General features: G+C 67.7%; 19 protein-coding genes. 7 read left to right on the forward strand and 12 right to left on the reverse strand.

Annotation, left to right across the window (positions count from 1 at the left end):
* Nucleotides 1-92 precede the first annotated feature (92 nt).
* The 3 genes from ACTAQI_RS01635 to sufU all read left to right on the forward strand — a co-directional run bounded on the left by ACTAQI_RS01635 (nucleotide 93) and on the right by sufU (nucleotide 4998).
* On the forward strand, nucleotides 93-2627 hold the full coding sequence (locus tag ACTAQI_RS01635; protein ID WP_457949114.1) for a LuxR C-terminal-related transcriptional regulator: 2535 nt from the start codon (nucleotides 93-95) through the stop codon (nucleotides 2625-2627).
* 573 nt (nucleotides 2628-3200) lie between these two features.
* Nucleotides 3201-4526 carry a SufS family cysteine desulfurase gene (locus ACTAQI_RS01640; protein ID WP_457949116.1) on the forward strand — a complete coding sequence of 442 codons (1326 nt, stop codon included), beginning with the start codon at nucleotides 3201-3203 and terminating at the stop codon, nucleotides 4524-4526.
* A gap of 22 nt (nucleotides 4527-4548) precedes the next feature.
* Nucleotides 4549-4998 carry a Fe-S cluster assembly sulfur transfer protein SufU gene (sufU, locus tag ACTAQI_RS01645; protein WP_159632488.1) on the forward strand — a complete coding sequence of 150 codons (450 nt, stop codon included), beginning with the start codon at nucleotides 4549-4551 and terminating at the stop codon, nucleotides 4996-4998.
* A 106-nt stretch (nucleotides 4999-5104) separates the two neighbouring features.
* Here sufU and ACTAQI_RS01650 read toward each other — a convergent pair whose 3' ends face one another.
* The 3 genes from ACTAQI_RS01650 to ACTAQI_RS01660 are packed head-to-tail and all read right to left on the reverse strand — an operon-like array spanning nucleotide 5105 to nucleotide 7380.
* Nucleotides 5105-5326, reverse strand: coding sequence for an SCO4848 family membrane protein (locus ACTAQI_RS01650; RefSeq protein ID WP_159632487.1), 222 nt, complete (start codon nucleotides 5324-5326; stop codon nucleotides 5105-5107).
* A gap of 4 nt (nucleotides 5327-5330) precedes the next feature.
* Entirely contained in the window at nucleotides 5331-5828 is a 498-nt protein-coding gene (locus tag ACTAQI_RS01655) for a DUF2505 domain-containing protein (RefSeq protein ID WP_457949118.1), read from the reverse strand.
* A gap of 46 nt (nucleotides 5829-5874) precedes the next feature.
* The gene (locus ACTAQI_RS01660) at nucleotides 5875-7380 is read right to left on the reverse strand and encodes an SDR family oxidoreductase (protein ID WP_457949120.1); all 1506 of its coding nucleotides are present in this window, start codon (nucleotides 7378-7380) and stop codon (nucleotides 5875-5877) included.
* 227 nt (nucleotides 7381-7607) lie between these two features.
* On the opposite strand from ACTAQI_RS01660, the gene mfd reads away from it, so the two are divergent.
* Together mfd and ACTAQI_RS01670 are read left to right on the forward strand one after the other, a co-directional pair.
* Nucleotides 7608-11285, forward strand: coding sequence for a transcription-repair coupling factor (mfd, locus tag ACTAQI_RS01665; RefSeq protein ID WP_457949121.1), 3678 nt, complete (start codon nucleotides 7608-7610; stop codon nucleotides 11283-11285).
* A 6-nt stretch (nucleotides 11286-11291) separates the two neighbouring features.
* Entirely contained in the window at nucleotides 11292-12104 is an 813-nt protein-coding gene (locus ACTAQI_RS01670; protein ID WP_457949122.1) for a metal-dependent hydrolase, read from the forward strand.
* Nucleotides 12105-12193: 89 nt separating this feature from the next.
* On the opposite strand, the gene ACTAQI_RS01675 is transcribed toward ACTAQI_RS01670, so the two are convergent.
* The 6 genes from ACTAQI_RS01675 to nirB form a co-directional block, all read right to left on the reverse strand.
* Nucleotides 12194-12454, reverse strand: coding sequence for a hypothetical protein (locus ACTAQI_RS01675; protein ID WP_457949124.1), 261 nt, complete (start codon nucleotides 12452-12454; stop codon nucleotides 12194-12196).
* Nucleotides 12455-12506: 52 nt separating this feature from the next.
* Nucleotides 12507-13226, reverse strand: coding sequence for a deoxyribose-phosphate aldolase (gene deoC, locus ACTAQI_RS01680; protein ID WP_457949125.1), 720 nt, complete (start codon nucleotides 13224-13226; stop codon nucleotides 12507-12509).
* A 121-nt stretch (nucleotides 13227-13347) separates the two neighbouring features.
* Nucleotides 13348-14220: an FAD-dependent oxidoreductase gene (locus tag ACTAQI_RS01685; RefSeq protein WP_457949126.1), complete on the reverse strand. Its 873-nt coding sequence runs from the start codon at nucleotides 14218-14220 to the stop codon at nucleotides 13348-13350.
* Nucleotides 14221-14421: 201 nt separating this feature from the next.
* Nucleotides 14422-15570: a uroporphyrinogen-III synthase gene (locus tag ACTAQI_RS01690; protein ID WP_457949127.1), complete on the reverse strand. Its 1149-nt coding sequence runs from the start codon at nucleotides 15568-15570 to the stop codon at nucleotides 14422-14424.
* A gap of 14 nt (nucleotides 15571-15584) precedes the next feature.
* Nucleotides 15585-16634, reverse strand: coding sequence for a uroporphyrinogen-III C-methyltransferase (cobA, locus tag ACTAQI_RS01695; RefSeq protein WP_457949128.1), 1050 nt, complete (start codon nucleotides 16632-16634; stop codon nucleotides 15585-15587).
* Nucleotides 16635-16636: 2 nt separating this feature from the next.
* The gene (nirB, locus tag ACTAQI_RS01700; RefSeq protein ID WP_457949129.1) at nucleotides 16637-19279 is read right to left on the reverse strand and encodes a nitrite reductase large subunit NirB; all 2643 of its coding nucleotides are present in this window, start codon (nucleotides 19277-19279) and stop codon (nucleotides 16637-16639) included.
* 259 nt (nucleotides 19280-19538) lie between these two features.
* On the opposite strand from nirB, the gene nirD reads away from it, so the two are divergent.
* Complete coding sequence (gene nirD, locus ACTAQI_RS01705; protein WP_457949131.1) at nucleotides 19539-19919, forward strand: nitrite reductase small subunit NirD; 381 nt, start codon at nucleotides 19539-19541, stop codon at nucleotides 19917-19919.
* Nucleotides 19920-20001: 82 nt separating this feature from the next.
* Here the strand turns inward: nirD and ACTAQI_RS01710 are convergent, their stop codons facing one another.
* Together ACTAQI_RS01710 and ACTAQI_RS01715 are read right to left on the reverse strand one after the other, a co-directional pair.
* A complete protein-coding gene (locus ACTAQI_RS01710; RefSeq protein ID WP_457949132.1) occupies nucleotides 20002-21750 on the reverse strand; it encodes a phospho-sugar mutase in 1749 nt (582 codons plus the stop codon).
* A 57-nt stretch (nucleotides 21751-21807) separates the two neighbouring features.
* Complete coding sequence (locus ACTAQI_RS01715) at nucleotides 21808-22626, reverse strand: purine-nucleoside phosphorylase (protein WP_457949134.1); 819 nt, start codon at nucleotides 22624-22626, stop codon at nucleotides 21808-21810.
* A gap of 103 nt (nucleotides 22627-22729) precedes the next feature.
* Between ACTAQI_RS01715 and ACTAQI_RS01720 the strand changes: the two genes are divergently transcribed.
* A complete protein-coding gene (locus ACTAQI_RS01720) occupies nucleotides 22730-24145 on the forward strand; it encodes an NAD(P)H-quinone dehydrogenase (protein WP_457949135.1) in 1416 nt (471 codons plus the stop codon).
* Nucleotides 24146-24223: 78 nt separating this feature from the next.
* Here ACTAQI_RS01720 and ACTAQI_RS01725 read toward each other — a convergent pair whose 3' ends face one another.
* Nucleotides 24224-25681: a benzaldehyde dehydrogenase gene (locus tag ACTAQI_RS01725; protein ID WP_457949137.1), complete on the reverse strand. Its 1458-nt coding sequence runs from the start codon at nucleotides 25679-25681 to the stop codon at nucleotides 24224-24226.
* Between the last annotated feature and the right edge of the window lie 130 nt (nucleotides 25682-25811).

Genomic DNA, 25811 nt, shown 5'->3' on the forward strand with positions numbered 1-25811 from the left:
CGGCTGCGCACCGGCTCCTTACCGGCCGCCGCGAGCCGGTGGACCGGATCTGCAACCTGGTCCGGAACGGCACACACCGGGCCGTTTTCATCATGGCCGGCCCGGGTATTGGAAAGTCGGCCGTAACTGACGCCGTGGTGGAGCGCCTTTCCGCGGGTATGAGCGTCCTGCGCATACACGCCAGCTCGGCCCTGGCAGGGGTGCCATTTGGGGTCCTGACCCCTTATACGGGGGAGCTCACCGCTGAGGAGTCCGTCTCACCCGTGGCAGTGCTCCGTTCAATGTGGTCATACTTCGAGAAACTGAAAGCCGGCAACGGTGCAGCTGTCCTGCTTGCAGTGGACGATGCCCACCACCTGGATGATGCATCGGCAGGCATACTGGCCGAGGTGATTTCGGCCGGATGGGCAACGGTGGTCGCTGCCGCCCGTCCCCGGCCCGGCCTGCCGCAGCCGCTGGACCAGCTGTGGTACGACGGACTTGCCGAGCGCGTGGACCTCCGGCCCCTCAACCGTGAACAGATCGAAGAGGTCCTGGCCCACGTCCTTGACGGCACGGTCCCCGGGGCAACAGTGGATGCCATCTGGAATGCATCAGGAGGCAATCCCCGGATCCTTGATGCCCTGCTCCATGACTCCGCTGAAACCGGCGTCCTTGCCAAGCGCAATGGAATCTGGATGCTGCTGGGCCCCCTGCCCGCAGATGGGGCACGGCTCGCAGGGGTGGTTGCCAAAGACCACCTCCGGCGGGGGCCCGAGGAACAGGAAGCCCTGAAGCTCATCGCCCTTGCCGGTCCGGTTGGCCGTAAAGTCATCGAAGACATCAGCGGAGCGGCTGTGGTCCGCTCCCTGCTGGACCAGCAGATCATCGTGGAAACCCCCGGCATTCCAGCCGAGCTTTCCATCTGGAACGGACTCTTCGCCGGCGCCATCCGGAACACGGTCTCCGTCTCCCGCAGCCTCCAGCTGCTGGAGAGGGTCAAAGCCCACCAGGATCCCGCCCTGCTGCAGGGGGAGGGCCGGTTGCGGTCCGTGGAGTGGGCCCTGGAGTGCGGCGTCCGGGTTGGCGACGAGGACATGCTGTCGGCTGCCAAAGAGGCCCTGATGCGGTTCCGCAACCACAGCGCCCGTTCCATTGCGGCCCGCATCCACCATCCCCAGCTGGTTCCGATGGCCCAGGCCATCCAGGCGCGGGCGCTGTACAACGAGGGCGCCTATTCAGAGGCAGCGGCCCTCCTGGACGGCTGCTGGCTCCCGCTGGCAGAAGACCCCGAGGGGCCCGCGGTCCTGCTGCTCCGGGTCTCGGCGCACCAGGCGATCGGCCACCCGCTGGGGGTCGTGGCGGAGGACGTCGAAAAGCACGGCGCATTTTCCGGCGGCGAAAGGGGCTGGCAGGAAGAGCTCATGCACCTGCTCCAGCTGGGTGCCGAGGTAAATGTCCAGGCGTTGACCAACGAAGTGGACACAATGCGGAACCGCCACACGGGCGCGGGCGGAGAACCGCTCCGGGCCTTGGCCGAGGGTCTCCTTGCCCATGCCCTGGCTTCCGCCGGGCGCCCCGTCCAGGGCCTGGAAGCCGCTCTCCTGGCAGCCTCGGAACTTCCCCCGCTGGAAGGCAGCCTGTTTTTCTTCCCTGAGTTCGTGCTGGGGCGGCTGGTCTCCGACTACTTGGCCATGGGTGAATGGGAGTCGGCAGAGCGGGAGATCAACCACTACGCCACCGGAAATGCACCCGGCACGGCCACCTTCAACGGGAGCCTTCAGCTGCTCCAGGGCTACTCGCTGCTGCGGCAGGGGAGAATGGAGCGCGCCTACCAGGTCCTGTTGCCCGCCGTCGAGGCGTTGAGGCTCAACGACCCATTGCAGCTGTACCGGTTTGGCACCGCGCTTGGCTTCTACGCTGCAGCCAGGCTGGGGGACGCGGAGCAGGCAAGACGCCTGGAACAGGATCACAAGGATGCCGACGCCGGATGGCCCGCGCATGAGCTCCTCGCCGAGGCCTACGCAGCAGCAGCCGCTGAGTACCTGGCCCGCGACGGCAAGGGCCTGGCTGCGCTGCAGACCCTGATGACCACCACGGAGGCTTCCGCCCGGACCGGGAACCTTCTGGAAGTCTTTGCCATGTGCTGGGACCTTGGGGACCCCTCGGTGGTCCCCATGGTGCAGGCAGCCGCCCGCGGGGTGGAAGGCCGCTGGGCGGAAGCGCTGCTGACGCTGGCCACCGCCTGGGAAAACGCCGACGGCGACACCCTCATGGCAACGGCTGCCTCGCTGGAGGAGGCAGGCTTTGTCAATCTGGCCCGTGAAGCCTATGCCCGTGCCAGCACCGTGCTGGATCAGGCCGGGGAACGCCGCCGGTCCCGGCAGGCCGTTGCCCAGCGCGAGAAGTGCGACCACGAACTGGGTGAACGGTTCCGTGAAGGCCGCTTCATTGCCGCGGCGCCTGCGGTACGCCTCACCCGGCGGGAACAGGACATCGTCGAGCTGGCCGTACAGGGACTGACCGACCGTGAGATCGCGCAGCGGCTGATGGTCTCCGTGCGGACGGTGGAAGGCCACCTGTACCGCACCTACGTCAAGCTCGGGGTCCGCAGCCGCGATGAACTGGAGTCGGCCCTGCCCAAGTAGGTTCCGGCCGCAACCATGCCGCCGCCCTGCCGCTGTCCGTCCCTCGCCGGCGCCCCCTGCCCACGCGGCACCTGCGGCACCTGATGCCTGTCCGCCGTCGGCCGCCCCCTGCCCACGCGGCACCTGCGGCTCCTGGTGCCCGTCCGCCGTCGTCTGCCTGGGAGCGGTGCTGCACCGCGGGCTTCCCGCCGTGCGCCCCGAACGATGCGGCGGGTAGAGACGCGCCTCGCCCCGGTAGTACTCCCCGGGGGATTCGAGTACTCCCTACTCGTGTACGGGAGGGCGCCAGGGGATTTACTTAAGGAGGCAAAGCAAAGCGGCCAGCTGGACGCCGCAGAGCAGCCGAACAGGACATTGAGGCCTTCTCAACTTCCGGTCCCCAGGGACCGGGCATAGACGGGGCCGGCGACGTCAGAGTCTTCTGAGACCGAGACTCTCCCCCCAGCCGTCGCCGGCCCTCTGCTCCCTCGGCTGAAGCCCGGGGCAGCGGTGGCGGCTGCCCCTCCGGGGCGGCCGCCACAGCCGTGTGTGGGACAATTGGGTGTCAGCCATTGGCAGCCCAAGGAGTTCGTTTTGGCCGTAGTATCAACGCCAGCCACACTGGAACGCGCCGTACCTGTCATGGATAACGCCGAGGTGCTGCGCATCCGCAATGACTTCCCGGTCCTCAACCAGCTGGTCAACGGGCAACCGCTGGTCTACCTGGACTCCGGGGCCACGTCGCAAAACCCCGTGAGCGTCATCGAAGCCGAGCAGGAATTCTACGAGCAGCGCAACGCTGCAGTGCACCGGGGCGCCCACCATCTTGCCGTGGAGGCTACCGAAGTCTTCGAAGATGCCCGCCAGACCATAGCCGACTTCATCGGCGCGGATTACGCGGAAACCATCTGGACGTCCAACGCCACAGAGGGGTTGAACCTCATCTCCTATGCGCTGTCCAATGCCGGGTTGTGGGCTGCCCAGGGACGGGGCGACCAGGGCCTCAGGGGACTGGCGCTGAAGCCCGGCGACGAAATCGTGGTGACCGAAATGGAGCACCACGCCAACCTGATCCCATGGCAGGAACTGGCCTTCCGTACCGGGGCCACGCTCCGCTACATCCCCATTGCGGACGACGGCAGCCTCCGCATGGAGCAGGCCAAAGAAATCATCGGCCCCCGCACCAAGGTCCTGGCCTTCACCCACGCTTCCAACGTCCTGGGAATCATCAATCCTGTGCAGGAACTGACGGCCCTGGGGCACGCCGCGGGCGCCCTGGTCGTCCTCGACGCCTGCCAGTCCGCGCCGCACCTGCCCCTGGATGTCAAGGAACTTGACGTGGACTTCGCGGTCTTCTCCGGCCACAAGATGCTCGCCCCCACAGGAATCGGCGTGCTGTACGGGAGGCAGGAACTCCTGGACATCCTGCCGCCGTTCCTGACGGGCGGATCGATGATCACCACCGTCACCATGGAGCGGGCCGAGTACCTTCCGGCGCCGCAGCGGTTCGAAGCCGGAACCCAGCGCATCTCCCAGGCAGTAGCCCTTGCCGCGGCCGCGAACTACCTTACCGAAACCGGGCTGGACCGCATCCACCGGTGGGAGGCCGACCTTGGCCAGCGCATGGTGGCGGGGCTGGAATCCATTCCCGGCGTGCGCGTCCTGGGCCCGGCCGCCGCCAAGGAGCGGATCGGCCTTGCCGCCTTCGACGTCGAAGGCGTCCACGCCCATGACGTGGGGCAGTTCCTGGACTCCCGGGGAATCGCCGTCCGCGTGGGCCACCACTGCGCCCAGCCGCTGCACCGAAGGCTTGGCCTGACCGCCACCACCCGGGCCAGCGCCTACCTCTACAACACCACTGACGACGTGGACCGCTTCCTCGAAGCCGTCGCGGGCGTCCGGGCCTACTTCCGCGCCTAGCGGAGAAGACGAAAGGTACACCATGAGCCTTGACCAGCTGTACCAGCAGATCATCCTGGATCATTCCAAGGCCCGCCACGGCAGCGGGCTCGCCGCCACGGAAGCGCCTGAAGGCACGTCCACGGGGCAGTCGCACCAGCTCAACCCGGTGTGCGGAGACGAAGTGACCCTCCGGCTTGCCGTCCAGGAGGGAAAGGTGGCCCAGATTGCCTGGGACGGGGCCGGGTGCTCCATCTCCATGGCCTCCGCGTCGGTCCTCACCGATCTCGCCGAAGGCATGACGGTGGCCGAACTGCATGAAGTCATCGACAGCTTCCGGGAGGTGCTCCGCTCCCGGGGCAAGGTCCATGCCGATCCTGAGCTGCTGGGTGACGCCGCAGCGTTCGAGGGAGTGGCCCGCTACGCAGCCCGGGTCAAGTGCGCCATGATTTCCTGGGTGGCGGCCGAGGACGCGCTCAACCAGGCCGCCTGAGCCGGACAGCAGACAGCGGACAGCAAACGGCCCGGGCCTTCCTCCAGCAGGAGGAAGGCCCGGGCCGTTTGGTGTGAGAAACGCGTGGCTGGGACCGGGTGCCAGCTCAGCCAAGGAGGCCGAGGACGCCGATCACTGCGGTGGCGAGCCCGAGCACCATGGAGATGCTCACCAGCACCACATGGACGGTCAGGAACCTGGTTGCCTTGCCGGCCGCATCGCGGGCCCGCGGATCCTTCATCACCCGGCGCAGGAACTGCGGCCAGACCACCAGCGACCAAACGCCGGCGATGATCAGGACCAGCGCGGCGAAGACGGGAAGCTGCATGGGGCTAGTGGCTTTCGAGCCAGGCCTGCGCCTGTGCGGCCTGCAGGTTCAGTGCCTTGGCCACCATGGGCTCGGCGGCATCCGCGATCTTTCCGCCAAGGAACGGAACGGAGGACTTAACGGCGCCCTCGAGCTCCACCCGGGTTCCACCGCCATCGGCCACCAGGCGCTGGACGGCGGTGACGTCCACCGGGGCGCCGGCGATCTTCAGCGAAATGTTGCTCTGACGGGAGCCGTCGGCTGCGGGGGCTTCCCAGTTCTCCACCTGGGTCACCTTGAGGTGCTCACCCACGAACTTCCGGGCGATTTCGGGGAGCCTGGTGGTGGGGAGGGTACGCACGGAGGTGGCGTTGAAGGCCCCGGCGATGTCGCCGTCCACGGTGAAGGACTCCAGGCTGCCGCCCACCAGCTGGCTGACGTGGCGCTGGAAATCCTCGTTCACCAGCACAGCGGCAACGCTGTCAACGGAGTGCGGAAGGGTGGTGGTTGCGCTCAGCGCCATGGGTCCTCCTGGGACGTGTGGGGAAAGGATTTACGCCTCCAACATCCTACGCGGTGGCGGCCGCGGGCTCGGCATCGGCCAGTTTCCGGGCCTCCGCGGTGATGTTGCGCGCCATGGCCGGGAAGATCAGGCTGTGGAACGGCAGGACGGCGAGCCAGTACAGCCGGCCGCTGAGTCCTTTGGGGAAGAAAATGGCGCGCTGCCGGTAGCGGCTGCCCGTGCCGTCCGGCTCCACGGAGAGCTCCAGCCAGGCACGGCCGGGTGCACGCATTTCGGCGCGCAGCCGGAGGAGGCTGCCCCGGTCGATCCGCTCCACGCGCCACCAGTCCACCACCTCGCCGGTGGCCAGGGTGTGCGGGTGCCGGCGGCCGCGCAGCAGGCCGGCGCCGCCGGTCAGTTTGTCCAGCCAGCCCCGGACCTGCCAGGCCAGCGGCAGCGAGTACCAGCCGTTGCGGCCGCCGATGCCCTCGATGATGGTCCACACGTGGGCCGGGTCCACATCGCCGTGGAACGTCCGCTCGTCGATGTACACCTTGTGCCCCGCCCAGTCGGGGTCGCTGGGAAGGGGGTCTGAGTCAGCGCCGGCGTTGGCCCAGGTGGTCTCCACCTGGCCGTCCCGCTCCTTGCCCAGCGCCAAGGCAACCGCCGTGCGGTAGGTGGTCAGTCCGCCGTCGGGCTGGGGGATGTACCGGTCGATGTCGTGCTCGTTGGATACAGCGTCATGCTGCAGCGACTGGACCAGGGGCACGGCCATGGAGAGGGGAATGGGTGTTGTCAGCGCCACCCACATGCCTGCCAGTTTGGGTGCCGGCACCGGCAGCGCCAGCACCACCCGGTAGGGCAGTCCTGCCTCCGCGGCATACTCCTTCATCATTCCCGCGTACGTCAGCACCTGCCGGCAGCCGATGTCGAAGGTCCGGTTGATAGGGCCTTCCAGTGATGCCGCGGACACCAGGTAGTAGAGGACATCACGCACGGCAATGGCTTCGATCCTGTTGCGCACCCAGCTGGGCGCGGGCATCAGGGGAAGCGTTTCGGAGAGGTGGCGGATCATTTCGAAGGAGGCGGAACCGGAACCGATGACCACGCCTGCCTGGAACACGATGGCGTCCACCGGGCTGTCCAGGAACACCTTGCCCACCGCTTCCCGGGACCGCATGTGCGTGGATAGCTCCACGTTCTGGGGGTGCAGGCCGCCCAGGTAGACGATCCGGTGTACGCCCGCGGCGGCTGCAGCCTCCGCCGCGGTTGAGGCCATGGCCTTTTCCTTCGCCTCGAACCCCGCCCCCGCGGCCATGGAATGCACCAGATAGTAGAAGACGTCGACGCCGGCCAGGGCTTCACGGAGGGCGTCGCCGTCGTCAAGGCTGCTTTGCACCACGTCCACTTTGTCCCGCCATGGGACACCGGCGATCTTGTCGGGGGAGCGGACCAGCACCTTCACCGTGTGGCCCGCCTCCAGCAGTTTGGGCACCAGCCGGCCGCCAATATAGCCGGTGGCACCGGTAACGAGGACGGTCTTTGGTGTTTGCTGGGCATTCATTGCGGTCATGCTGGCTCCTGTTCGTCCTGGCACCTGTATCACTGGGCAGTTCGGAGTGGCGGCCGTTCCGGACGGCTGCTCCGATGAATTGGCCCGGCCCTGCCAGCCTAGGCCTGTGGGCGCCGTGCTGCCATGTCGCTCCTGCGCGGTAGGCTGGGAGTACCCGGGATTCGCAGCGAATTTCGGGTTTTCGCGTTGCCTGCTTGTTTTCGCTGAACACCACAGGAGCTTCTGTCATGAGTCTTCCCGGCCAGTCCGCCGCCGGCACATCCAGCACCACCCCGTCGCTGGACGGACTGCGCCGCGCCCTGGAGCCGGACCGGACGTTCGCCCGAGTCCGCGCCGAATCCGCCCGGGGATTCGACGTCCGCGGTCAGGATTACCAGATCAGCGCTCCTGCCGGCCTGCGCCCCGTGCTGCTGGCGGAGATGGCGGACGGGCTGGCCGCCGCCGTGGCAGAACAGGACCGCGCCGTGGGGCCGGGCGTGGTGCTGGCCGTCACCGCCACCGGCCGGGAGGCGGAGGACCTTACGGCAGCCCTGCGCGCCTACCTGCCAGCGGATTCGGTGGCTGAGTTTCCCAGCTGGGAGACCCTCCCGCATGAACGGCTGTCGCCGCGTTCGGACACAGTAGGCCGCCGGCTTTCAGTGCTGCGCCGCCTGGCACACCCGGAAAGCTCGACGGCGGGCCGGCTTCGCGTGGTCGTCGCACCCGTTCGCGCCGTGGTCCAGCCCGTGGTGGCAGGCCTTGGTGATCTGGTTCCCGTCACGTTGAAGGTGGGCCAGGAGGTTCCCTTCTCCGACGTGGTGAAGCGCCTCGCGGACGCCGCGTATGCCCGGGTGGACATGGTGACCCACCGTGGCGAGTTTGCTGTCCGCGGCGGCATTATCGACGTCTTCCCGCCCACCGAGGACCACCCGATCCGCGTGGAGTTCTTCGGGGACGAGGTGGACCAGATGCGCTGGTTCGCCGTGGCAGACCAGCGCTCGCTGTCCGCCCCGGGCATCCACCACCCCACCGAGCTGCACGCCCCGCCGTGCCGGGAAATCCTCATCACCCCCTCTGTGATGTCCCGCGCGGCCACCCTGAAATCCCAGCTTCCGGCCGCGGCGGACATGCTGGAGAAAATCGCCGGCGGCATCGCGGTGGAGGGCATGGAATCGCTGGCGCCGGTACTGGTGGACGCGATGGTTCCGTTCGTGGACCAGCTGCCCGCGGATTCCATCGCCGTGGTGATTGAGCCGGAGAAGGTGCGCACCCGCGCCCACGATCTTGCCGCCACCAACGAGGAGTTCCTCGAGGCGGCCTGGTCCACGGCCTCCGACGGCGGGGCGGCGCCTTTGGACCTTACCTCCCAGGCGTCCGAAGCGCTTCATTCGGCGAGCTTCCGCTCGCTGGCCGAAACCCGCGGCTCCGCCCTGGCGCACGGCGTGTCCTGGTGGTCCATCACGTCACTGGCGCAGGACGCGGAACTGCTGCCCGAGATCGACGTCCTGAACCTGCACGCCAGGGAACCACGCGGCTACCAGGGTGACGTTGCCGAGATGATGGACTTCATTGGGTCACATGTCCGCGACCAGTGGCGGATCGTGGTGGCCACCGAAGGCCCGGGCCCCGCACAGCGCCTGGCGGAACTCTTCCACGAGAACGACATCCCGTGCGCCCGCGTCGACAGCCTGGACCACGAACCCCAGGCGGGCATTATCGAGGTGACCACCGCCGCCGTCGGCCGCGGTTTTGTCCTGGATGGCCTCAAACTTGGCCTGCTCACCGAGGCCGACCTGCTGGGCCGCACCTCCGCGGGGTCCACCAAGGACATGCGGCGCATGCCCTCCAAGCGGCGCAACGCCGTCGACCCCCTGCAGCTGGTGGCGGGGGACCATGTGGTCCACGAACAGCACGGCATCGGCCGGTTCGTGGAACTCATCCAGCGCAAGGTGGCCGGCGGCGGCGACGGCGTCCGGGAATACCTGGTGCTCGAATACGCGCCCGCCAAGCGCGGCGGCCCCGGAGACCGGTTGTTCGTCCCCACCGACCAGCTGGACCAGGTGACCCGCTACGTGGGCGGCGACACCCCTGTCCTGAGCAAAATGGGCGGCGCGGACTGGGCCAGCACCAAGTCCAAGGCACGCAAGGCCGTCAAGGAGATCGCCGGCGAGCTGATCCGGCTGTACTCGGCCCGCATGGCCTCCCGCGGACATGCTTTCGGCCCCGATACGCCCTGGCAACGCGAGCTTGAGGAAGCTTTCCCGTACGTGGAGACGCCGGACCAGCTGACCACCATCAACGAGGTCAAGGCGGACATGGAGCGGGAAATCCCCATGGACCGGCTGGTGTCCGGCGACGTTGGCTACGGCAAGACCGAGATCGCGGTCCGTGCTGCATTCAAGGCGGTGCAGGACGGCAAGCAGGTGGCTGTGCTGGTGCCCACCACGCTGCTGGCCCAGCAGCACTACGAGACGTTCACCGAGCGTTTCTCCGGCTTCCCCCTGAGGGTCAAGCCGCTGTCCCGCTTCCAGTCCGCCAAGGAGTCCAAGGAGACCGCCGAAGGCGTCAAGAGCGGCGCCGTGGACGTGGTGATCGGTACCCACCGGCTGCTGTCCAAGGACTTCGAGTTCAAGGACCTCGGCCTGGTGATCGTGGATGAGGAACAGCGGTTTGGTGTGGAGCACAAGGAAGCGCTGAAGAAGATGCGCACCAATGTGGACGTCCTGGCCATGAGTGCAACCCCGATTCCCCGCACCCTGGAGATGTCCCTCACCGGCATCCGGGAAACCTCCACCTTGGCCACCCCGCCGGAGGAGCGGCACCCCGTGCTGACGTACGTTGGCCCCTACACGGACAAGCAGACCTCCGCGGCCATCCGCCGCGAGCTGATGCGCGAAGGCCAGGTGTTCTTTGTCCACAACCGGGTGTCCACCATCGAGCGGACCGCGGCGAAGATCCGGGAACTGGTGCCGGAGGCCCGCGTTGAGGTGGCACATGGCAAGATGTCCGAGAGCCGCCTGGAGCAGATCATCGTGGACTTCTGGGAGAAGCGGTTCGACGTCCTGGTCTGCACCACCATCATCGAGACCGGCCTGGACATCTCCAACGCCAACACGCTGATCGTGGACGGGGCGGACAAATATGGCCTGTCCCAGCTGCACCAGCTCCGGGGGCGGGTGGGCCGTGGCCGTGAGCGCGCCTACGCGTACTTCCTCTACCCGTCGGAGAAGCCGCTGGGCGAGGTGGCGCTGGAGAGGCTGAAGGCGGTGGCTGCACACAACGAACTGGGTGCCGGCATGCAGCTGGCCATGAAGGACCTCGAAATCCGCGGTGCCGGCAACCTGTTGGGCGGTGAACAGTCGGGCCACATCCAGGGGGTGGGCTTTGACCTGTACATCCGCCTGGTGGGCGAGGCCGTGGCGGACTTCCGCGGCGAGGCGGAAGAGAAGGCAGCGGAGATGAAGATCGAGCTGCCGGTCAACGCGCACCTGCCGCACGACTACGTTCCCGGGGAACGGCTGCGTCTGGAGGCCTACCGCAAGCTCGCCGCCGCCCTCACCAACGAGTCCATCGAGGAGGTCCAGGCTGAACTGGTGGACCGTTACGGCGAACTGCCGCTGCCTGCCCTGAACCTGGTGGAGGTGGCACGGTTCCGTGTCGCCGCGCGCGAGGCCGGCCTGTCTGACGTGGCGCTGCAGGGCAACTTCATCAAGTTCTCCCCGGCATCGCTCCCGGAGTCCAAGACCATGCGGTTGAACCGGATGTACCCCGGTTCGCAGTCCAAACCCGCCCTGGACGCCATCCTCATCCCCAAGCCGAAGACCGCACGGATCGGCGGCCGCGACCTCCAGGATGCGGAAATCCTGGAATGGGCCAACGGCGTCATCCGCAACATCTTTTCCGATGCCCCGCTGGCGGTGAATTAGGACTTGATGGGAGGACACCACGCCGCGTCAGGAGCCGCGGCGTGGGTTGCTGTTGCGTCCACCGGCCCGTACACGCTGGGCTGGTACCCGCTGGATCCCACGGGCATCCTCATCGGCGGCATGGCCACGGCGGGCACCGCGCTGGTATGCGACTGGGACCACCGCTCCAGCACGGTGGCCCACTCGCTGCCACCGCTGTCCAACGTGATCGCCCGCGGCATTGAGAACGCCAGCGGCGGACACCGGCAGGGCACGCACTCCATCCTTGGCGCGGCGGCCTTCGTGTTCCTGGCCGGGCTGGCGTCGCAGGTCCATATGGACACCGGCTGGGGCCGCCTGTCCGTCGGCGCAGGGTTGCTGTGCATGTTCCTGATCAACATCGCGGCGAAGGCACTGAAGCTCTTCCCCAAATCCGGCTTTATCTCCAACTGGATTTTCGCGCTCATAATGGCGGGCCTGGTCACGGTGTACGCGCCGGATCAGTGGACCTGGCTGCCCACGTCGATGCTGATCGGGGTGGTGGTGCACATTGTCGGCGACCTGATCACCACCGGGGGAGTGCCGCTGCTGTGGCCGCTGGTGGTCCGGCCGCCGAAAGTGCTGCGCCGGCTGCCCCTGCTGCGGAACGTCTGGCGGGCCAATGGCGCCCTGTCCGTACCCCTGCTGGGCCGCGCCGGCTCCAAGCGGGAGTGGCTGGTGCTGATCCCGGTGAGCGCGTACGCCATGGTGGGCATGTCTATGGCCGGCTTGGCCATCGCCCAGCACCATTGGGGCCGCGTGGCAGCAGCCGCGGGGGCGTGGATCAGGCTCTGGTTCTAGCCGGCAGCGACTTCTTCAGCACAACAGCAACGGACCGGCGGACATTGTCCGCCGGTCCGTTGCTGTTGTGCTGGTACTTATGTGGCTTTTTAGTGCTCGCCGGCGGAGTCGGAGCGGCCCAGGATGGTCTGCGGGATCCAGAACGCCAGCGCGAAGAGGATCAGGCAGACGGCCATGGGCCAGGGGTTGCCCAGGCTGAGGAAGGACAGCGAGTAGATGGCGCCCAGGAACAGGGCGAAGCAGATCACGAACAGAACAACGCTGGTGGCGAGGTTGTTTTCGTTCTGCGGGGTCCGGACGGATTCCTGGTTGGATGCCGTGTCCCGGCTCGCGTTGATCTGGCTGGACATGTGTTCCTCCTTGGCCCCGCGGGGCTTGATCTGTGGCGGCTTCCGGTCAAGGTCAGTAAGCGGCTGAACCCTGTTCACCCTTGACAATGGCAATCCCGGAGCTGGCACCAATTCGTGTTGCACCTGCTGCAATCATAGCCTGCGCATCGGCCAGGGACCGTACGCCGCCGGAGGCCTTGACGCCCACGTCCGGGCCCACGGTCCTGCGCATGAGGGCCACGTCCTCGACGGTGGCGCCGCCGCCGTTGAATCCCGTGGAGGTCTTCACGAAGTCGGCTCCGGCCTCCACGGCAGCCTGGCATGCCAGCACCTTCTGCTCATCCGTCAGGAGGGCTGTTTCGATGATGACTTTGAGGATGGCGCCGCCCGCGTGCACGGTCTCGGCCACGGCAGCGATGTCCTCCGCCAGGGCGCCCTTGTCACCGGCCCTTGCGGCGGCGACGTTGATCACCATGTCCACCTCTTGCGCGCCGTCCAGAACTGCGCCGCGGGCTTCGAACGACTTCACGTCCGTGGGGGTTGCCCCCAGGGGGAAACCCACCACGGAACAGGTGAGGACGCCTGAGCCCCGGAGCGCGGTGGTGACGGTCTTTACCCAGATGGGGTTGACGCAGACCGACTTGAACCCGTACTCGGCCGCCTCGGCACAAACCTTGAGCACGTCACCCTCCGAGGCCTCGGGCTTGAGCAGGGTGTGGTCAATGTAGGCGGCGATGTTCGCGGGGCCTGCAGGATCGGCGGCGCCCATGTGAACGGTGGCTTCGTTGCTCATGATGGTCCTCTCGAAGGCCTTGTGGGCCCGGCGTTGACTCGGTTTCGGGAACCATCTTGTCACAGCGGACCGCACCGCAGCGGCCCCCACGCAGGCAGGCGCCGCAGCGGGGGCGTGCCGTTTAGGCCGCCGCCCCAAGGGCCGGCGCTGCGGATGCCGCTGTCAGCAGCTGGGTGGCGCAGGCGCCTGCCGCCGAAGCGGCCGCCACCAGCAGCCCCAGCCGTACGCCGTCGAACGCTGCTGCGTCCCCAATCGCCCAGATTCCCGGGACGGAGGTGCGGTAGTCCCGCGTGATCACGATGCCACCCCCGGCTGCCGTCTGCAGGCCCGCGCTGTCGGCCAGGCCGTCGCGCGAGACCCGCTCCTCGGCCAGGACAACCAGGTCACCGGTCATGCTGCTGCCGTCCTCGAAGACCACAGCGGACGCCGCCTGCCGGGCAGCGGATCCGCCCGACACGACGGCGGGGATGACGGCGGCCGGCCGGGCGGTGGTGCGGATGGGACGGACACCCTTGGCCCGCAGGACTGCCTCGGCTTGTCCAGCTGCGGCGCCGGTTCCCACCAGAATCCCCACAGGGCGCCGCCCCAGCTCCCGGGCCACCTTCTGCACGCCCTTCGCGATCCGTGGTGCGTCGTCGATGGTTGCATAGCTCAGGCACTGGGCTGAACCGTCCACGGGGGCGGCCACGGGGGCCGATCCGGTGGCGATGACCAGCTGGTCGTAGGTAAATTCCATGCCGTCCGCTGTGGCCACGGTGCGGTTGACGGCGTCGATGTGGCTGGCAGGCTGGCCGAAGCGTACCGAGACCTGGGGCAGCATGGCCAGCTCCAACAGTTCCGCAGGGGTGTCATCCCGGTTGCTCAGCACGGTGATGGTGCCGGTGAACCGGGCACGGTCCAGCTGCGCCACCAGGGCCTGTGCTGCGGGGCCGGCACCGGCAATGACAATGCGGGTTGCGGCGGAGGTGGACGGTGAGGGTGCCGGAGCGGACATGTGCTGGCCCTTTCGCTGGCGGCCGGTAGCGGCCGGAACTTCGTGATGGAACCCAGCGTAGGCTCGCGTCTTTTCCGGCGTGTTTCCCCGCAGTTGCTGTTCAGCGGGCCCTTGTTCGCCAGTATTTACCGGCCGGTAACAGAACCCGTGACGCACCTCTCATCCGTGAGCGGGCCGACACATTTGGCCCGGTTCCGGACGTCAGACGCGGATCCGGTACCCGCGTTTGACCACCGTCTCAACAAGCTTGCCGTCCGGCAAGGAGGACCGCAGACGGCTCACGGTCATGTCCAGCGCGTGGACGGAGCCGCGCAGTTCCAGCAGGTCGGACAGCGACTCACGGGACAGGACAGCGCCGCCGGCGCCGAGCAGGGCGCGCAGGAGCAGCAGGGGAGCGGGCGCCAGCTCCACCTGCTGGCCGTCAATGCGCAGGCTGCGGCCCCGAAGCTCGATGTTCCCCGAGCGGGTGTCCAGCCGGCGGACATGGTTCAGCGCCAGGTGCTCGCACACCAGCCGGATGAGGGCACCCATTCGGAACCGTTCCGGGATCAGCGGCGTTATTCCGGCGTCCAGGAGGGGCTGAGCCGTCACGGGACCTACAACGGCGGTGGTGACGTTCAGTTTCAGGCTTTCCACCAGCTGCTTGTACAGGCCCATCTCATGGGCGGTGCTCCACATTGCGTCCACAGCGGGGGCGCTGGTGAAGGTCAGGACGTCCAGGTTCCCGGTGCAGGCGGCGTCGATCAACCGCGGAAGCTTGTCCTCGCCGTCGGGCTTGACCCAGCGGTAGGGCGTCACGGTCAGCACCGTGGCGCCGGACATCCGCAGCCGCTCGATCTGCCGGACGTCGGTGTAGCCGTGCAGCTGCATGGCCACGGTCTTGCCCCGGACGCCTTCGGTGAGCAGCATGTCCACCAGGGTGGAGGTGGTTTCGTCGCTGCTGATGCCGACGTCGGCAAGGCCGGCCGCGCGGACGGCACCGCGGGCCTTGGGTCCCCGGACGAACATGCGGCAGTTCCCCAGCGTGTCCAGGAGTTCATCCCCAATGCCGAAGGAGTCCGCGGCTTCGCACCAGCGGCGCATGCCGTAGGCCGTGGTGGCGATGCACAGGTCCGGCCTGGCGGCGATGATGGTGCGGGTGTCCTCGATGAGGCGCATATCCTCCTGGACGGGAGCGATTTTCAAGGCGGGCGCGTGCAGCACTTCGGCGCCGCGGCGTTCCAGTGCCTCGATCAGGTCGCGAGAGCGCCGGTCCGAGGTGACGCCGATGCGGAATCCCTCCAGCGGCGACTCCGCGGCGTCGGTGGCTTCGTCAGCCTGCGTTGGTTCAGCCGGTGCAAGTGCAGTCATGGGGGTCAATCCTTTCATGATCCCAGCAGCGAGGCCGCCAGCCTGTCCAGGTCGGCGGCGGCACCGGCGTGATCCCGGTTGGCTTCAGCCACCCGCACCACCTCTCCAATGACCAGCACTGCAGGGTTGCTGCAGCCGGCAGCGGCGGAGGTGATGGTGCCGAGGTCTGCGATGGTGGTGCGCTGGCCGGGCCGGTAGCCCCGCTCCACCACGGCCATGGGCATGTCGGGGCGCATTCCCGCGCGGCGCAGGCCGGCCGCCAGCTGATGCAAGGTGCCGATGCCCATGAGCACCACGATGGTGCCGCCCAGGCCGGCCAGGTGGTGGTGCTCCTTCTCCGTCAGCGGCGCATGCCCGGAGACCACGGTGAACATGTGGCTGACTTCGCGGTGGGTCACCGGGATGCCGGCGGCGGCCGGGACCGAGATGGCGCTGGTGACACCGGAAATGACGCGCACTTTGACGCCGGCTGCCACGCAGGCGGCAACTTCCTCGCCGCCGCGGCCAAAGACGTAGGGGTCGCCGCCCTTGAGGCGGACCACGTTGTTACCGGCCAGCGCGCTTTCGACCATCAGCTTTTCGATGTCCGACTGGCTGACCTTGTGGTGCCCCGGCTTCTTTCCGACGTCCACGAGTTCCGCTGATGTCAGCAGCGGCAGTTCCTGGTACGGTGCCAGGCGGTCATAGAACACGACGTCGGCATCGCGCAGCGCCTTGACGGCCGCCACGGTGAGCAGGTCGCCGGTGCCGGGTCCGCCGCCCACCAGGGTGACGTGTCCGGCGGGGCCGGCGGCCGGCTCCGCAGCGACGGGGATGCCGGTCTTCCGGCAGCGGTCCAGGAAAACGTCCCAGCCGGGCTGTCCGTCCTCGACGGCGGCAACCAGGAACAGCCGCTCCGGCAACGCGGCGCCGTGCCCGGCGGCGTCACCTCCGGCGTCCTGCGGGCTGGTGCGGCGATGGACGACGGCGCCCGCGGCTTCGTACCGCCGCACCGCCTGCCGCGCGGCAGTGGAGGTGCCGGTGACCAGGACGTTCCGGCCGGTGAGGTCGATACTGAGCTGCATGGTTATGCCTCGTTTCCGGTGGTTTCCGTCGTGGCCGTGCGGACCGGGATGGATGCGCCGATCAGGACTTTGCCTTTTTCCTCGGCGGTGGCGGGGCGCATCTGGCCGCGCTCGTCGGGGACGAAGGTGATGGAATCGTCCTTCTGGTCGGGTGCGTTGACGAAGGAGCGGAACCGGCGCAGGCGCTCGGGATCCTTGAGGGTGTCGGCCCATTCATCCACGTAGGTGTCAACGTGCTTTGCCATGGCTGCCTCAAGTTCTGCGGCGATGCCCAGCGTGTCCTTGACCACCACGTCCTCAACGTGCTTGATGCCGCCGTCGAGCTCCTCCTGCCACCGGGCCGTGCGCTGCAGCCGGTCGGCCGTGCGGATGTAGTACATGAAGTAGCGGTCGATGTATTTGATCAGCGTTTCGTCGTCGAGGTCCTTGGCCAGGAGCTGGGCGTGGGCCGGGGTGGCGCCGCCGTTGCCGCCGACGTACAGGTTCCAGCCGTCTGCGGTGGCGATCACGCCCACGTCCTTGCCGCGGGCCTCGGCGCACTCGCGGGCACAGCCGGAGACGCCCATCTTGAGCTTGTGCGGGCTGCGCAGGCCGCGGTAGCGCAGTTCCAGCTGGATGGCCATTGCCACCGAGTCCTGGACGCCGAAGCGGCACCAGGTGGAGCCGACGCAGGACTTCACCGTACGCAGGCTCTTGCCGTAGGCCTGGCCGGATTCGAAGCCGGCGTCCACCAGCTCCTTCCAGATTTCCGGAAGCTGCTCCAGCCGGGCGCCGAACATATCGATCCGCTGGCCGCCGGTGATCTTGGTGTACAGGTTGTACTTTTCAGCGACGGCGGCGATCACACCGAGCTTCTTGGGGGTGATCTCGCCGCCGGCGATCCGTGGGACCACCGAGTAGGTGCCGTCCTTCTGCATGTTGGCCAGGGCCCGGTCGTTGGTGTCCTGCAGGGTGCCGCGGCCGGCGTCCAGGACGTAGGCACTGTTTTGGCTTGCCAGGATGTTGGCGATGGTGGGCTTGCAGATGTCGCAGCCGGCGCCCGTGCCGTACTTGGCCATGATTTCTTCGAAGGAGGTCAGGCCCAGGACGCGGATGGCATCAAACAGCTCCTGGCGGGACAGCTCGACGTGCTCGCATAGGGCCTTGGAGACCTCCACGCCGGACTTGGTCAGCTCGGTTTCCAGCAGCTTCTTCAGCATGGGCACGCAGGAACCGCACTGGGTGCCGGCACGGGTGCAGCCCTTCAGCTCACCGAGCTCCTGGACGGGGGCGTTGCCTTCACAGGCGCCGCAGCCGTTGATGGCGTCCCTGATGCTGCCGGCGGTGACGTTGTTGCAGGAGCAGAGCGTGGCGTCATCGGGAAGTTCGGTCTCGGGCGCCTCGCCGCCGCCGGCCGCGCTCAGGAAGGCACCCGGTTCGGCCGGGAGTTCACGGCCCAGGAGGGGACGCAGGCTCATGTACGGGGACGCGTCGCCGACGAAGATGCCGCCGAGCAGCGTCTTCGCGTCGTCCGTGGTCACGATTTTTTGGTACACGCCCCGGGCGGGGTCCGCGTAGACGATCTCGAGGGCGTGCTCGGTGCGGGCGAAGGCATCACCGAAGCTGGCGACGTCAACGCCGGAAAGCTTGAGCTTGGTGGCGGTATCGAACCCGGGGAACGTGGCGTCGCCGCCGTGCAGCCGGTCGGCAACGATCTCCGCCATGGTGTTGGCAGGTGCCACCAGGCCCAGGCACATTCCGCCGAAGTTGGCCACTTCACCGATGGCCCAGATGCCCGGGACCTCAGTGGCGCAGTAGTCGTTGATGACCACGCCGCCGCGCTGGCCCAGGCTGAAGAGCTGGTCCTCGCCTTCGGCGGCGCGGAAGAGCTCGTCGCGTGGCTTGACGCCGACCGCCACGATCACCAGGTCGGCCGGGATGATGCGCCCGTCCGCCATCAGCACTCCGGTGACCTGGCCGTCGTCGTCCGTCAAAATTTCGGACGGGAACACGCCGCCGTGCACTTCGAAGCCCTTCGCCTCGATGAGGCGTCCCAGGGCCTGTCCGGCGCCCTCGTCCAACTGGGTGTTCATCAGCCAGGGAGCCCCGTTAATGACAACGGGGGTGGCACCCAGCTGCTCGGTGCCGGCGGCCGATTCGAGCCCCAGGAGGCCACCGCCGATGGTAACGGCGTTGATCTTGCGGCCAAGCTTGCCGGTGAGTTCCGTGATGGCCTTATTGATGGCCCACACGTCCTCAAGGGTGCGGTAGACGTGGGCGTGTTCGGCACCGGGGATGGGAAGGCGCACGGCGTCCGAGCCGGTGGCCACCACCAGATGGTCATATTCGTAACTGTGGCCTGCGGCGGTTTCCACCGTCTTTGCGCCGGCGTCGATTTTCACCACGCGTTCGCCGGTCTTGAGGACCAATGAACCGTGGTCCCACATCGAGGCTGTGCCCAGGGTAAGGTCCACTCCGGAATCGGTGAGGGCCTTGGAGAGCGCCACCCGGTCGTAGGGGAGGTGGGCTTCTTCGGTGAGGACCGTGACGTGCCAGCCGTCGAGGCCGCGGGCATGCATCGCGTCCGCAAAGCGGTGGGCCGCGGGGCCGCCGCCGGCGACGACGATGCGGCGCGGAGTCTCTGTGCGTGAAGTCTGTTCGGTCACTGTGGGCCTTTCGCATGGGCCGCAGACGGTGCTCTGCAGCTTGTGCCTCCAGCCTAGGGAGGGGCAGTTTCGCCTCAGTTTCCCAATTGTTTCGCCAACTTAACTTCTGCATCACGAACGCATTTCCGGCCGGGTTAGGTCTCTTTTACGCGCCGGACACATTCGCCGCACCCCCCTGAAACACCCGAACCCTAGCGTGGGACATGGCCGCAAAAGCTGCCATTGCAAGGGACAACAGGCACAGGGAAAGGAGCCGGACATGACGGCAACACTTGAACTTGGGGCGCTCGCCGCCGAATCAGACATCGCCGGATTCGAGACCGGCTGGCACCGTGTCTGCGCAGTGGATGACCTTGAACCGGCCTGGGGCGAGGCCGCCCTGGTGGCAGGGCGCCAGGTGGCGCTTTTCCGCACGGGCCCCAGCGAAGTCTTCGCCGTGGCGCACGAGGATCCGGCCACCGGAGCCCACGTCATGGCCCGCGGCATCCTCGGTTCAAAGGGAGCGCGCCCCACCATCGCCTCGCCGCTGCACAAGGAGGTCTACGACCTCGAGACCGGTGAATGCTTCACCACCCCGGGCCTGCGGCTGGCAGCCTTCAGCACCCGCGTCACGGACGGCTTCGTCGAGGTGGAGCTGTAAGCGCCTGACGCGAAGGGAACAAAACAAAAGGGGCGGCGGGCTTTCTGAAAGCTGGCCGCCCCTTTTCGTGCTGGGGGGCCGGTTACAGTCCCAGTGCCTCGCTGACGTCGTGGAGGACCTCGTCCAGTGAGGCACGCGCAGCCTGGCGTGCTGCCGGCAGTTCCGCGGCGGAGCCCACCTGGTGAATGACCTCAAGGTAGCACTTGAGTTTGGGCTCGGTGCCGCTGGGCCGGATGATCACGCGGGTCAGGTTCCGGGTGATATAGAGCAAGCCCTCGGTGGGCGGCAGGTGCGCGCTGCCTTTCGCCAGGTCGGTGAAGACCTCCACCGCTGACTGCCCAAACGACTCCGGCGGCGAAACCCGGAGGCGGTTCATCATGGCGTCCAGCAGTCCCAGGTCTGCAACCCTGATGCTCAGCTGGTCGCTGGCATGCAGGCCATGCTGCAGGTACAGCTCGTCCAGGGTGTCGAAGACCGTCTTGCCTGCGGCTTTGGCAGTGGCTGCGAGTTCGGCGATCAGGACCGCGGCGGAAATGCCGTCCTTGTCCTTCACCAGTTCCGGCGCCACGCAGTACCCCAGCGCCTCCTCGTAGCCGTAGACCAGCCCAGGGACCCGGGAAATCCATTTGAACCCGGTCAGCGTTTCCTCATGGGCGAAGCCGGCAGCGGCGGCGATGCGGGCCAACAGCCGTGAGGAAACAATCGAATTGGCGAACACGCCCCGGCCGTCAACCTCGGCATTGGTGCTGGCGTCCGCGAGCCGGGCCACCATGTGGGCGCCCAGCAGGGAGCCCACTTCATCGCCGCGGAGCATGCGCCATGCGCCGGTGTCTGGGTCCTTCGCCGCCACGGCAGCCCTGTCGGCGTCGGGGTCGTTGGCGATGACGAGGTCGGCGTCCAGCCGCGCCGCTGCTTCCAGGGCAAGGTCCAGGGCCCCGGGTTCCTCCGGGTTGGGGAAACTGACGGTGGGGAAATCGGGGTCCGGTTCGGCCTGCTCGGCAACCACGGTGACATCCGTGAAACCTGCCGCCTTCAGCACGTCCAGCGCCGTCCCGCCGCCAACGCCGTGCAACGGGGTGAGGACAATCCGCAGGTCGCGTGCCGGAAAGCGTGCCGGCATGGCGAGTGCCGCCGTCGACCGCTGGTAGCCGGCTGCGAGCGAGCCGTCCAGGACGGTCCAGCCGCCCTCTGCCAGTGCTATTGATTCGAGCGTTTCCACGGCGCTGATCCGGGCAGCGATTTCGGCGTCGTAGGGTGCCACGATCTGGGCGCCGTCGCCGTCCGCCGCCACGGCATGCCGGCCCAGGTACACCTTGTACCCGTTGTCCTGCGGCGGGTTGTGGCTGGCGGTGACCATGACACCGCCGTCGCAGTCCAGGGCGCGGACGGCGTATGCCAGCAGGGGAGTGGGGAGCGCTGCCGGCAGCAGGAAGGTCTCGATGCCGGCGGCGGTGAAGATGGCGGCGGTTTCGGCCGCGAAGATATCCGAGTTGTGCCGGGCGTCATACCCGACGACGGCGCGTGGCCGTGTGCCGTCGTCCGCCTTGGCCACGGCCGCCACCAGGAACGCTGCGAGTCCCGCTGCGGCGCGGCGGACCACCACCCGGTTCATCCGGTTTGGCCCGGGGCCCAGCGCGGCGCGCAGCCCGGCGGTGCCGAACTGCAACGTGCCGCGGAAGCTGTCTTCCAGTTCCTGCCGGGCCGCGGGATCGCCTTCCCCAACAAGGCGGACAAGCTCAAGGAGCGACGCCTTTGTTGCGGGATCCGGGTCCTGGGCAGCCCATTCGCGGGCCTCGGTGAGCAGGCGAAGTTCGGCATCGGAAGACGTCATGGGCATAACGCTATCGTCATTGCCCGTCCGCATGACGCACCCCGGGCGCCTGACCCGCTAGAGCCGGGCGATGATGTCAGCCAGCAGCCTGGAAATGCGCGGGCCCGCTGCCTGCCCGGATTCGATGACTTCCTGGTGGCTCAGCGGCTGGGGGCTGATGCCCGCAGCAAGGTTGGTGACCAGCGAGATGCCGAACATTTCCATGCCTGCATGCCGCCCGGCGATGGCCTCCAGCGCCGTCGACATGCCGATGAGGTCCGCACCGATCCGCTTGGCGTACTGCACCTCTGCCGGAGTCTCATAGTGGGGGCCGGGGAACTGTGCGTACACGCCTTCGTCGAGGGTGGGGTCCACTTCGCGGGCCAGCCCGCGGATGCGCGGCGAGTACAGATCCGTGAGGTCCACGAAGGTGGCACCTTCCAGCGGTGAGGCGGCGGTGAGGTTGATGTGGTCCCGGATCAGTACCGGTGTGCCGGGGGCCCAGTCCTCATTGAGCCCGCCGCAGCCGTTGGTCAGGACCAGCGTGCCGCACCCGGCGGCCGCAGCGGTCCGGATGCCATGGACCACGGCGCGGACGCCTTTGCCCTCGTAGTAGTGCGTGCGGGCGCCCAGGACCAATGCACGCTTTCCCGCCTTTGTCAGGACGGACCGGATAGTGCCAACGTGGCCCTCCACGGCGGGGGCGTGGAAGCCGGGAACTTCCTCGGCGGACAGGGTGGCGGTGGTCTCGCCGATCAGGTCTGCGGCCTCGCCCCACCCGGAGCCGAGGACCAGGGCGGTGTCATGGCGGTCCACTCCCGTTTCTTCGGCAATGTAGTCCGCGGCGGCGCGGGCGGCGGCGAACGGGTCCGTGTTCAGGAAGTCTGTTGTACTCACCAGTACAAGTTATCCTGCCGCCCGTGTTGCCCCGGTCACGCCGGCCCCGGGAGAGCCCTGTTTTCTTGGTGGTCAGGCGGTAAATGCGCGAGAATGGATGACTGTGACTACGCATCCAGATTTCAGCTCCCCCCGGATCGCAATCCTGGGAGGTGGTCCCGGCGGATACGAAGCCGCCATGGTGGCCGCCTCGCTGGGGGCAACGGTCACCATCATCGAACGTGCCGGGCTGGGCGGATCCGCGGTGCTGACCGACGTTGTCCCCTCCAAGACCCTCATTGCCACGGCGGACCTGATGACCCGCGTGGCAGAGGCCGGCGAGCTGGGTGTGAAGTTCGACGTCGACGGCGGTGACTTCGTACCGGTGATGCGCGCCGACCTCAAGCACATCAACGACCGCCTCCTCAATCTGGCCCGCAACCAGTCCCAGGACATCCGCGACGGCCTGGAGAAGCTGGGCGTGCGGATCATTGCCGGGTCGGGCCGGCTGCTGGACAGCCACACCATTGAGGTCCTGACCGTGGACGGCACCGAAACCATTGAAGCCGACACCGTCCTGCTGGCCGTAGGCGCGCACCCCCGCGAGCTGGAAACGGCCCGCCCCGACGGCCAGCGGATCCTGAACTGGACCCAGATCTACAACCTGGACGAGCTGCCCCAGGAACTCATTGTGGTGGGATCCGGCGTCACCGGCGCCGAATTCGCGTCCGCCTACAACGGCCTGGGTTCCAAGGTCACCCTGGTGTCCAGCCGCGACCGCGTGCTGCCGGGCTCCGACGTTGACGCCGCAGTGGTCCTGGAGGAAGTCTTTGAACGCCGCGGCGTCCGGGTGCTGTCCCGCTCCCGCGCCCAGACGGTGGAACGCACGGACGACGGCGTGGTGGTCACGCTGGCCGACGGCTCCAAGGTGACCGGCAGCCACTGCCTCCTGTGCCTTGGCTCCATCCCCAACACCGCCGGCATCGGCCTCGAGGAGGCCGGGGTGGCCGTCAGCGAAAGCGGCCACATTAAGGTCGACGGCGTCTCCCGCACCACCGCCCCGAACATTTATGCCGCCGGCGACTGCACCGGCGTCCTGCCGCTGGCCTCCGTGGCCGCCATGCAGGGCCGCATCGCAGTGGCGCACTTCATGGGCGACGGCGTCACCCCGCTCAAGCTCCACCAGGTGGCATCGAACATCTTCACCTCGCCGGAAATCGCGAACGTTGGCGTATCCGAAGCCGAGATCGAGTCCGGCAAGTACCAGGCCGACGTCGTCAAGCTTTCCCTGCGCAGCAATGCCCGTGCCAAGATGCGCAACGCCAAGGACGGGTTCGTGAAGATCTTCGCGCGGAAGGGCTCCGGTACCGTGATCGGCGGCGTGGTGGTTGGACCCAACGCGTCGGAGCTGATCTTCCCGATCTCCATCGCGGTCAAGCAGAAGCTGCATGTGGATGACGTCGCCAGCACCTTCACGGTGTACCCGTCGCTGACCGGTTCCATCTCCGAGGCTGCCCGCCGCCTGCACGTCCACATGTAAGGGCCGAAGGGCCCGCACGAGGAACGGCAGGGAATTTCCATGAAGTTCCCGGCCGTTCCTGTAGGGGTCGAAAGCGTCTTAGAACGGGTACGGGGCGATGTCCGGGCGCATGGTGAGCCACTGGATCTCGGTGAACGACTCCATGTTGGCGTGGTGGCCGCCGATCCGCGAGCCGTTGCCTGAGTTCTTCATACCGCCGAAGGGGGAGTTCGCCTCATCGGAAACGGTCTGTTCGTTGATGTGCACTTTCCCCGAGTCCAGCCGGTCGGCAATGGTCATGGCCAGGCCGACGTCGCCCAGAATGCCGATGGACAGCCCGTACTCGTTGTCGTTGGCCAGCGCCACGGCTTGGTCCACGGTGGAGAACTTCATGACAGGGGCCACGGGGCCGAAGATTTCGTCCTTCCAAGCGGGGCTGTCAGTGTCCAGGTCCACCAGCACGGCGGGCTGGTAGAACCGGCCATCGTGGGTGCCGCCCGCGGCCAGCCGGGCGCCCGCCTGCACCGCGTCCTGGACGATCCCGTCCACCCGCTGCAGCTGGCGCTCGTCGATTACCGGACCCAGCGCCACGGTGCCGCTCTTCGGGTCACCCACCGGGAGGTGGTTGGCCTTCTCGGACAACGCGGCGACGTACTCGTCGTAGATATCCTCGTGGACGATGTGCCGGCCCGCGGCCATGCAGATCTGGCCCTGATGCATGAACGAACCGAACGCGGCCGCCGAGGCTGCCTTGGCGATGTCGGCGCCGGGCAGCACGATCAGCGCGTTGTTGCCGCCCAGTTCGAGGTGGGCGCGCTTGAGCAGGCGGCCGGCTGTCTCGCCGATCTTCCGGCCGGCCGCCGTCGAGCCCGTGAAGGCGATCACCCGGACCTCGGGAGCTTCGACGACTGCGGCGCCGATCTCCGCGCCGCCGGGCAGCAGCGAAAGCAGTCCCTGCGGAAGTCCGGCCTCCTCGAAGATGCGCATCACCGTCACGCCGCCGCAGACCGCTGTCCGCGGGTCCGGCTTGAGCAGCACGGCATTACCGAGCGCCAGGGCCGGGGCTACGGCGCGGATGGAGAGGATCAGCGGGAAGTTGAACGGCGCAATGACGGACACGACGCCCACCGGCCGACGCCGAGCGAAGGACCAGCGGTTTTCGTTGGAGGTGAGGACGTCCCCGGCCGGGAGCGAAGGCAGCGCCGATGCGTCGTAGCATTCGTTGGCGGCGATATGCGTTTCGAGCCCGGCCTTGGGCGGAATCCCGCCGGATTCGCGGACAATCCAGTCCTGGATTTCGGCTGCGTGCTCCTCCCAGAGCTGCCCGGCCCGGCGCAGTACCGCGGCCCGGTCCTCCGGGTTGCGGGCGGCCCATTCCTTCTGCGCCTTGGCAGCGGTGGCCGCGGCCTCACGGACGTCCTCCACCGAGGCGACGCCGTAGCTGCCCAGCTGCCCGCCGGTGGCCGGTTCGACGGCGGGGCTTGTCCCTCCGCCTCCGGTTCGCCAGCCGTTGAGGTAGATCTTGCCCTCCCAAAGGGCGGAGTCGAGCAGGGACATGGATGGGGTCCTTTCATCGTTCCGAACGGCAGGCGTCCGGCGCGGAAGATGGGCGCGCTGGTCAGTCCCGTCCATCACATGCTCTGCGGACGCCGTCGTCAAGAGCCGGGGGATATTCGGCCCGGAGGGT

This window comes from Pseudarthrobacter sp. alpha12b, from assembly GCF_054130495.1.

Excerpts from the sequence above, each read along its gene's own strand:
- ACTAQI_RS01675 (WP_457949124.1), bottom strand. The coding sequence starts at position 12,454 with ATGTCCAGCCAGATCAACGCGAGCCGGGACACGGCATCCAACCAGGAA.
- ACTAQI_RS01670 (WP_457949122.1), top strand. The coding sequence starts at position 11,292 with ATGGGAGGACACCACGCCGCGTCAGGAGCCGCGGCGTGGGTTGCTGTT.
- ACTAQI_RS01725 (WP_457949137.1), bottom strand. The coding sequence starts at position 25,681 with ATGTCCCTGCTCGACTCCGCCCTTTGGGAGGGCAAGATCTACCTCAAC.
- ACTAQI_RS01650 (WP_159632487.1), bottom strand. The coding sequence starts at position 5,326 with ATGCAGCTTCCCGTCTTCGCCGCGCTGGTCCTGATCATCGCCGGCGTT.
- ACTAQI_RS01635 (WP_457949114.1), top strand. The coding sequence starts at position 93 with ATGGCCGGCCCGGGTATTGGAAAGTCGGCCGTAACTGACGCCGTGGTG.
- nirD (WP_457949131.1), top strand. The coding sequence starts at position 19,539 with ATGACGGCAACACTTGAACTTGGGGCGCTCGCCGCCGAATCAGACATC.
- ACTAQI_RS01690 (WP_457949127.1), bottom strand. The coding sequence starts at position 15,570 with ATGACTGCACTTGCACCGGCTGAACCAACGCAGGCTGACGAAGCCACC.
- sufU (WP_159632488.1), top strand. The coding sequence starts at position 4,549 with ATGAGCCTTGACCAGCTGTACCAGCAGATCATCCTGGATCATTCCAAG.
- cobA (WP_457949128.1), bottom strand. The coding sequence starts at position 16,634 with ATGCAGCTCAGTATCGACCTCACCGGCCGGAACGTCCTGGTCACCGGC.
- deoC (WP_457949125.1), bottom strand. The coding sequence starts at position 13,226 with ATGAGCAACGAAGCCACCGTTCACATGGGCGCCGCCGATCCTGCAGGC.
- ACTAQI_RS01685 (WP_457949126.1), bottom strand. The coding sequence starts at position 14,220 with ATGTCCGCTCCGGCACCCTCACCGTCCACCTCCGCCGCAACCCGCATT.
- ACTAQI_RS01655 (WP_457949118.1), bottom strand. The coding sequence starts at position 5,828 with ATGGCGCTGAGCGCAACCACCACCCTTCCGCACTCCGTTGACAGCGTT.
- ACTAQI_RS01660 (WP_457949120.1), bottom strand. The coding sequence starts at position 7,380 with ATGACCGCAATGAATGCCCAGCAAACACCAAAGACCGTCCTCGTTACC.
- ACTAQI_RS01710 (WP_457949132.1), bottom strand. The coding sequence starts at position 21,750 with ATGACGTCTTCCGATGCCGAACTTCGCCTGCTCACCGAGGCCCGCGAA.
- mfd (WP_457949121.1), top strand. The coding sequence starts at position 7,608 with ATGAGTCTTCCCGGCCAGTCCGCCGCCGGCACATCCAGCACCACCCCG.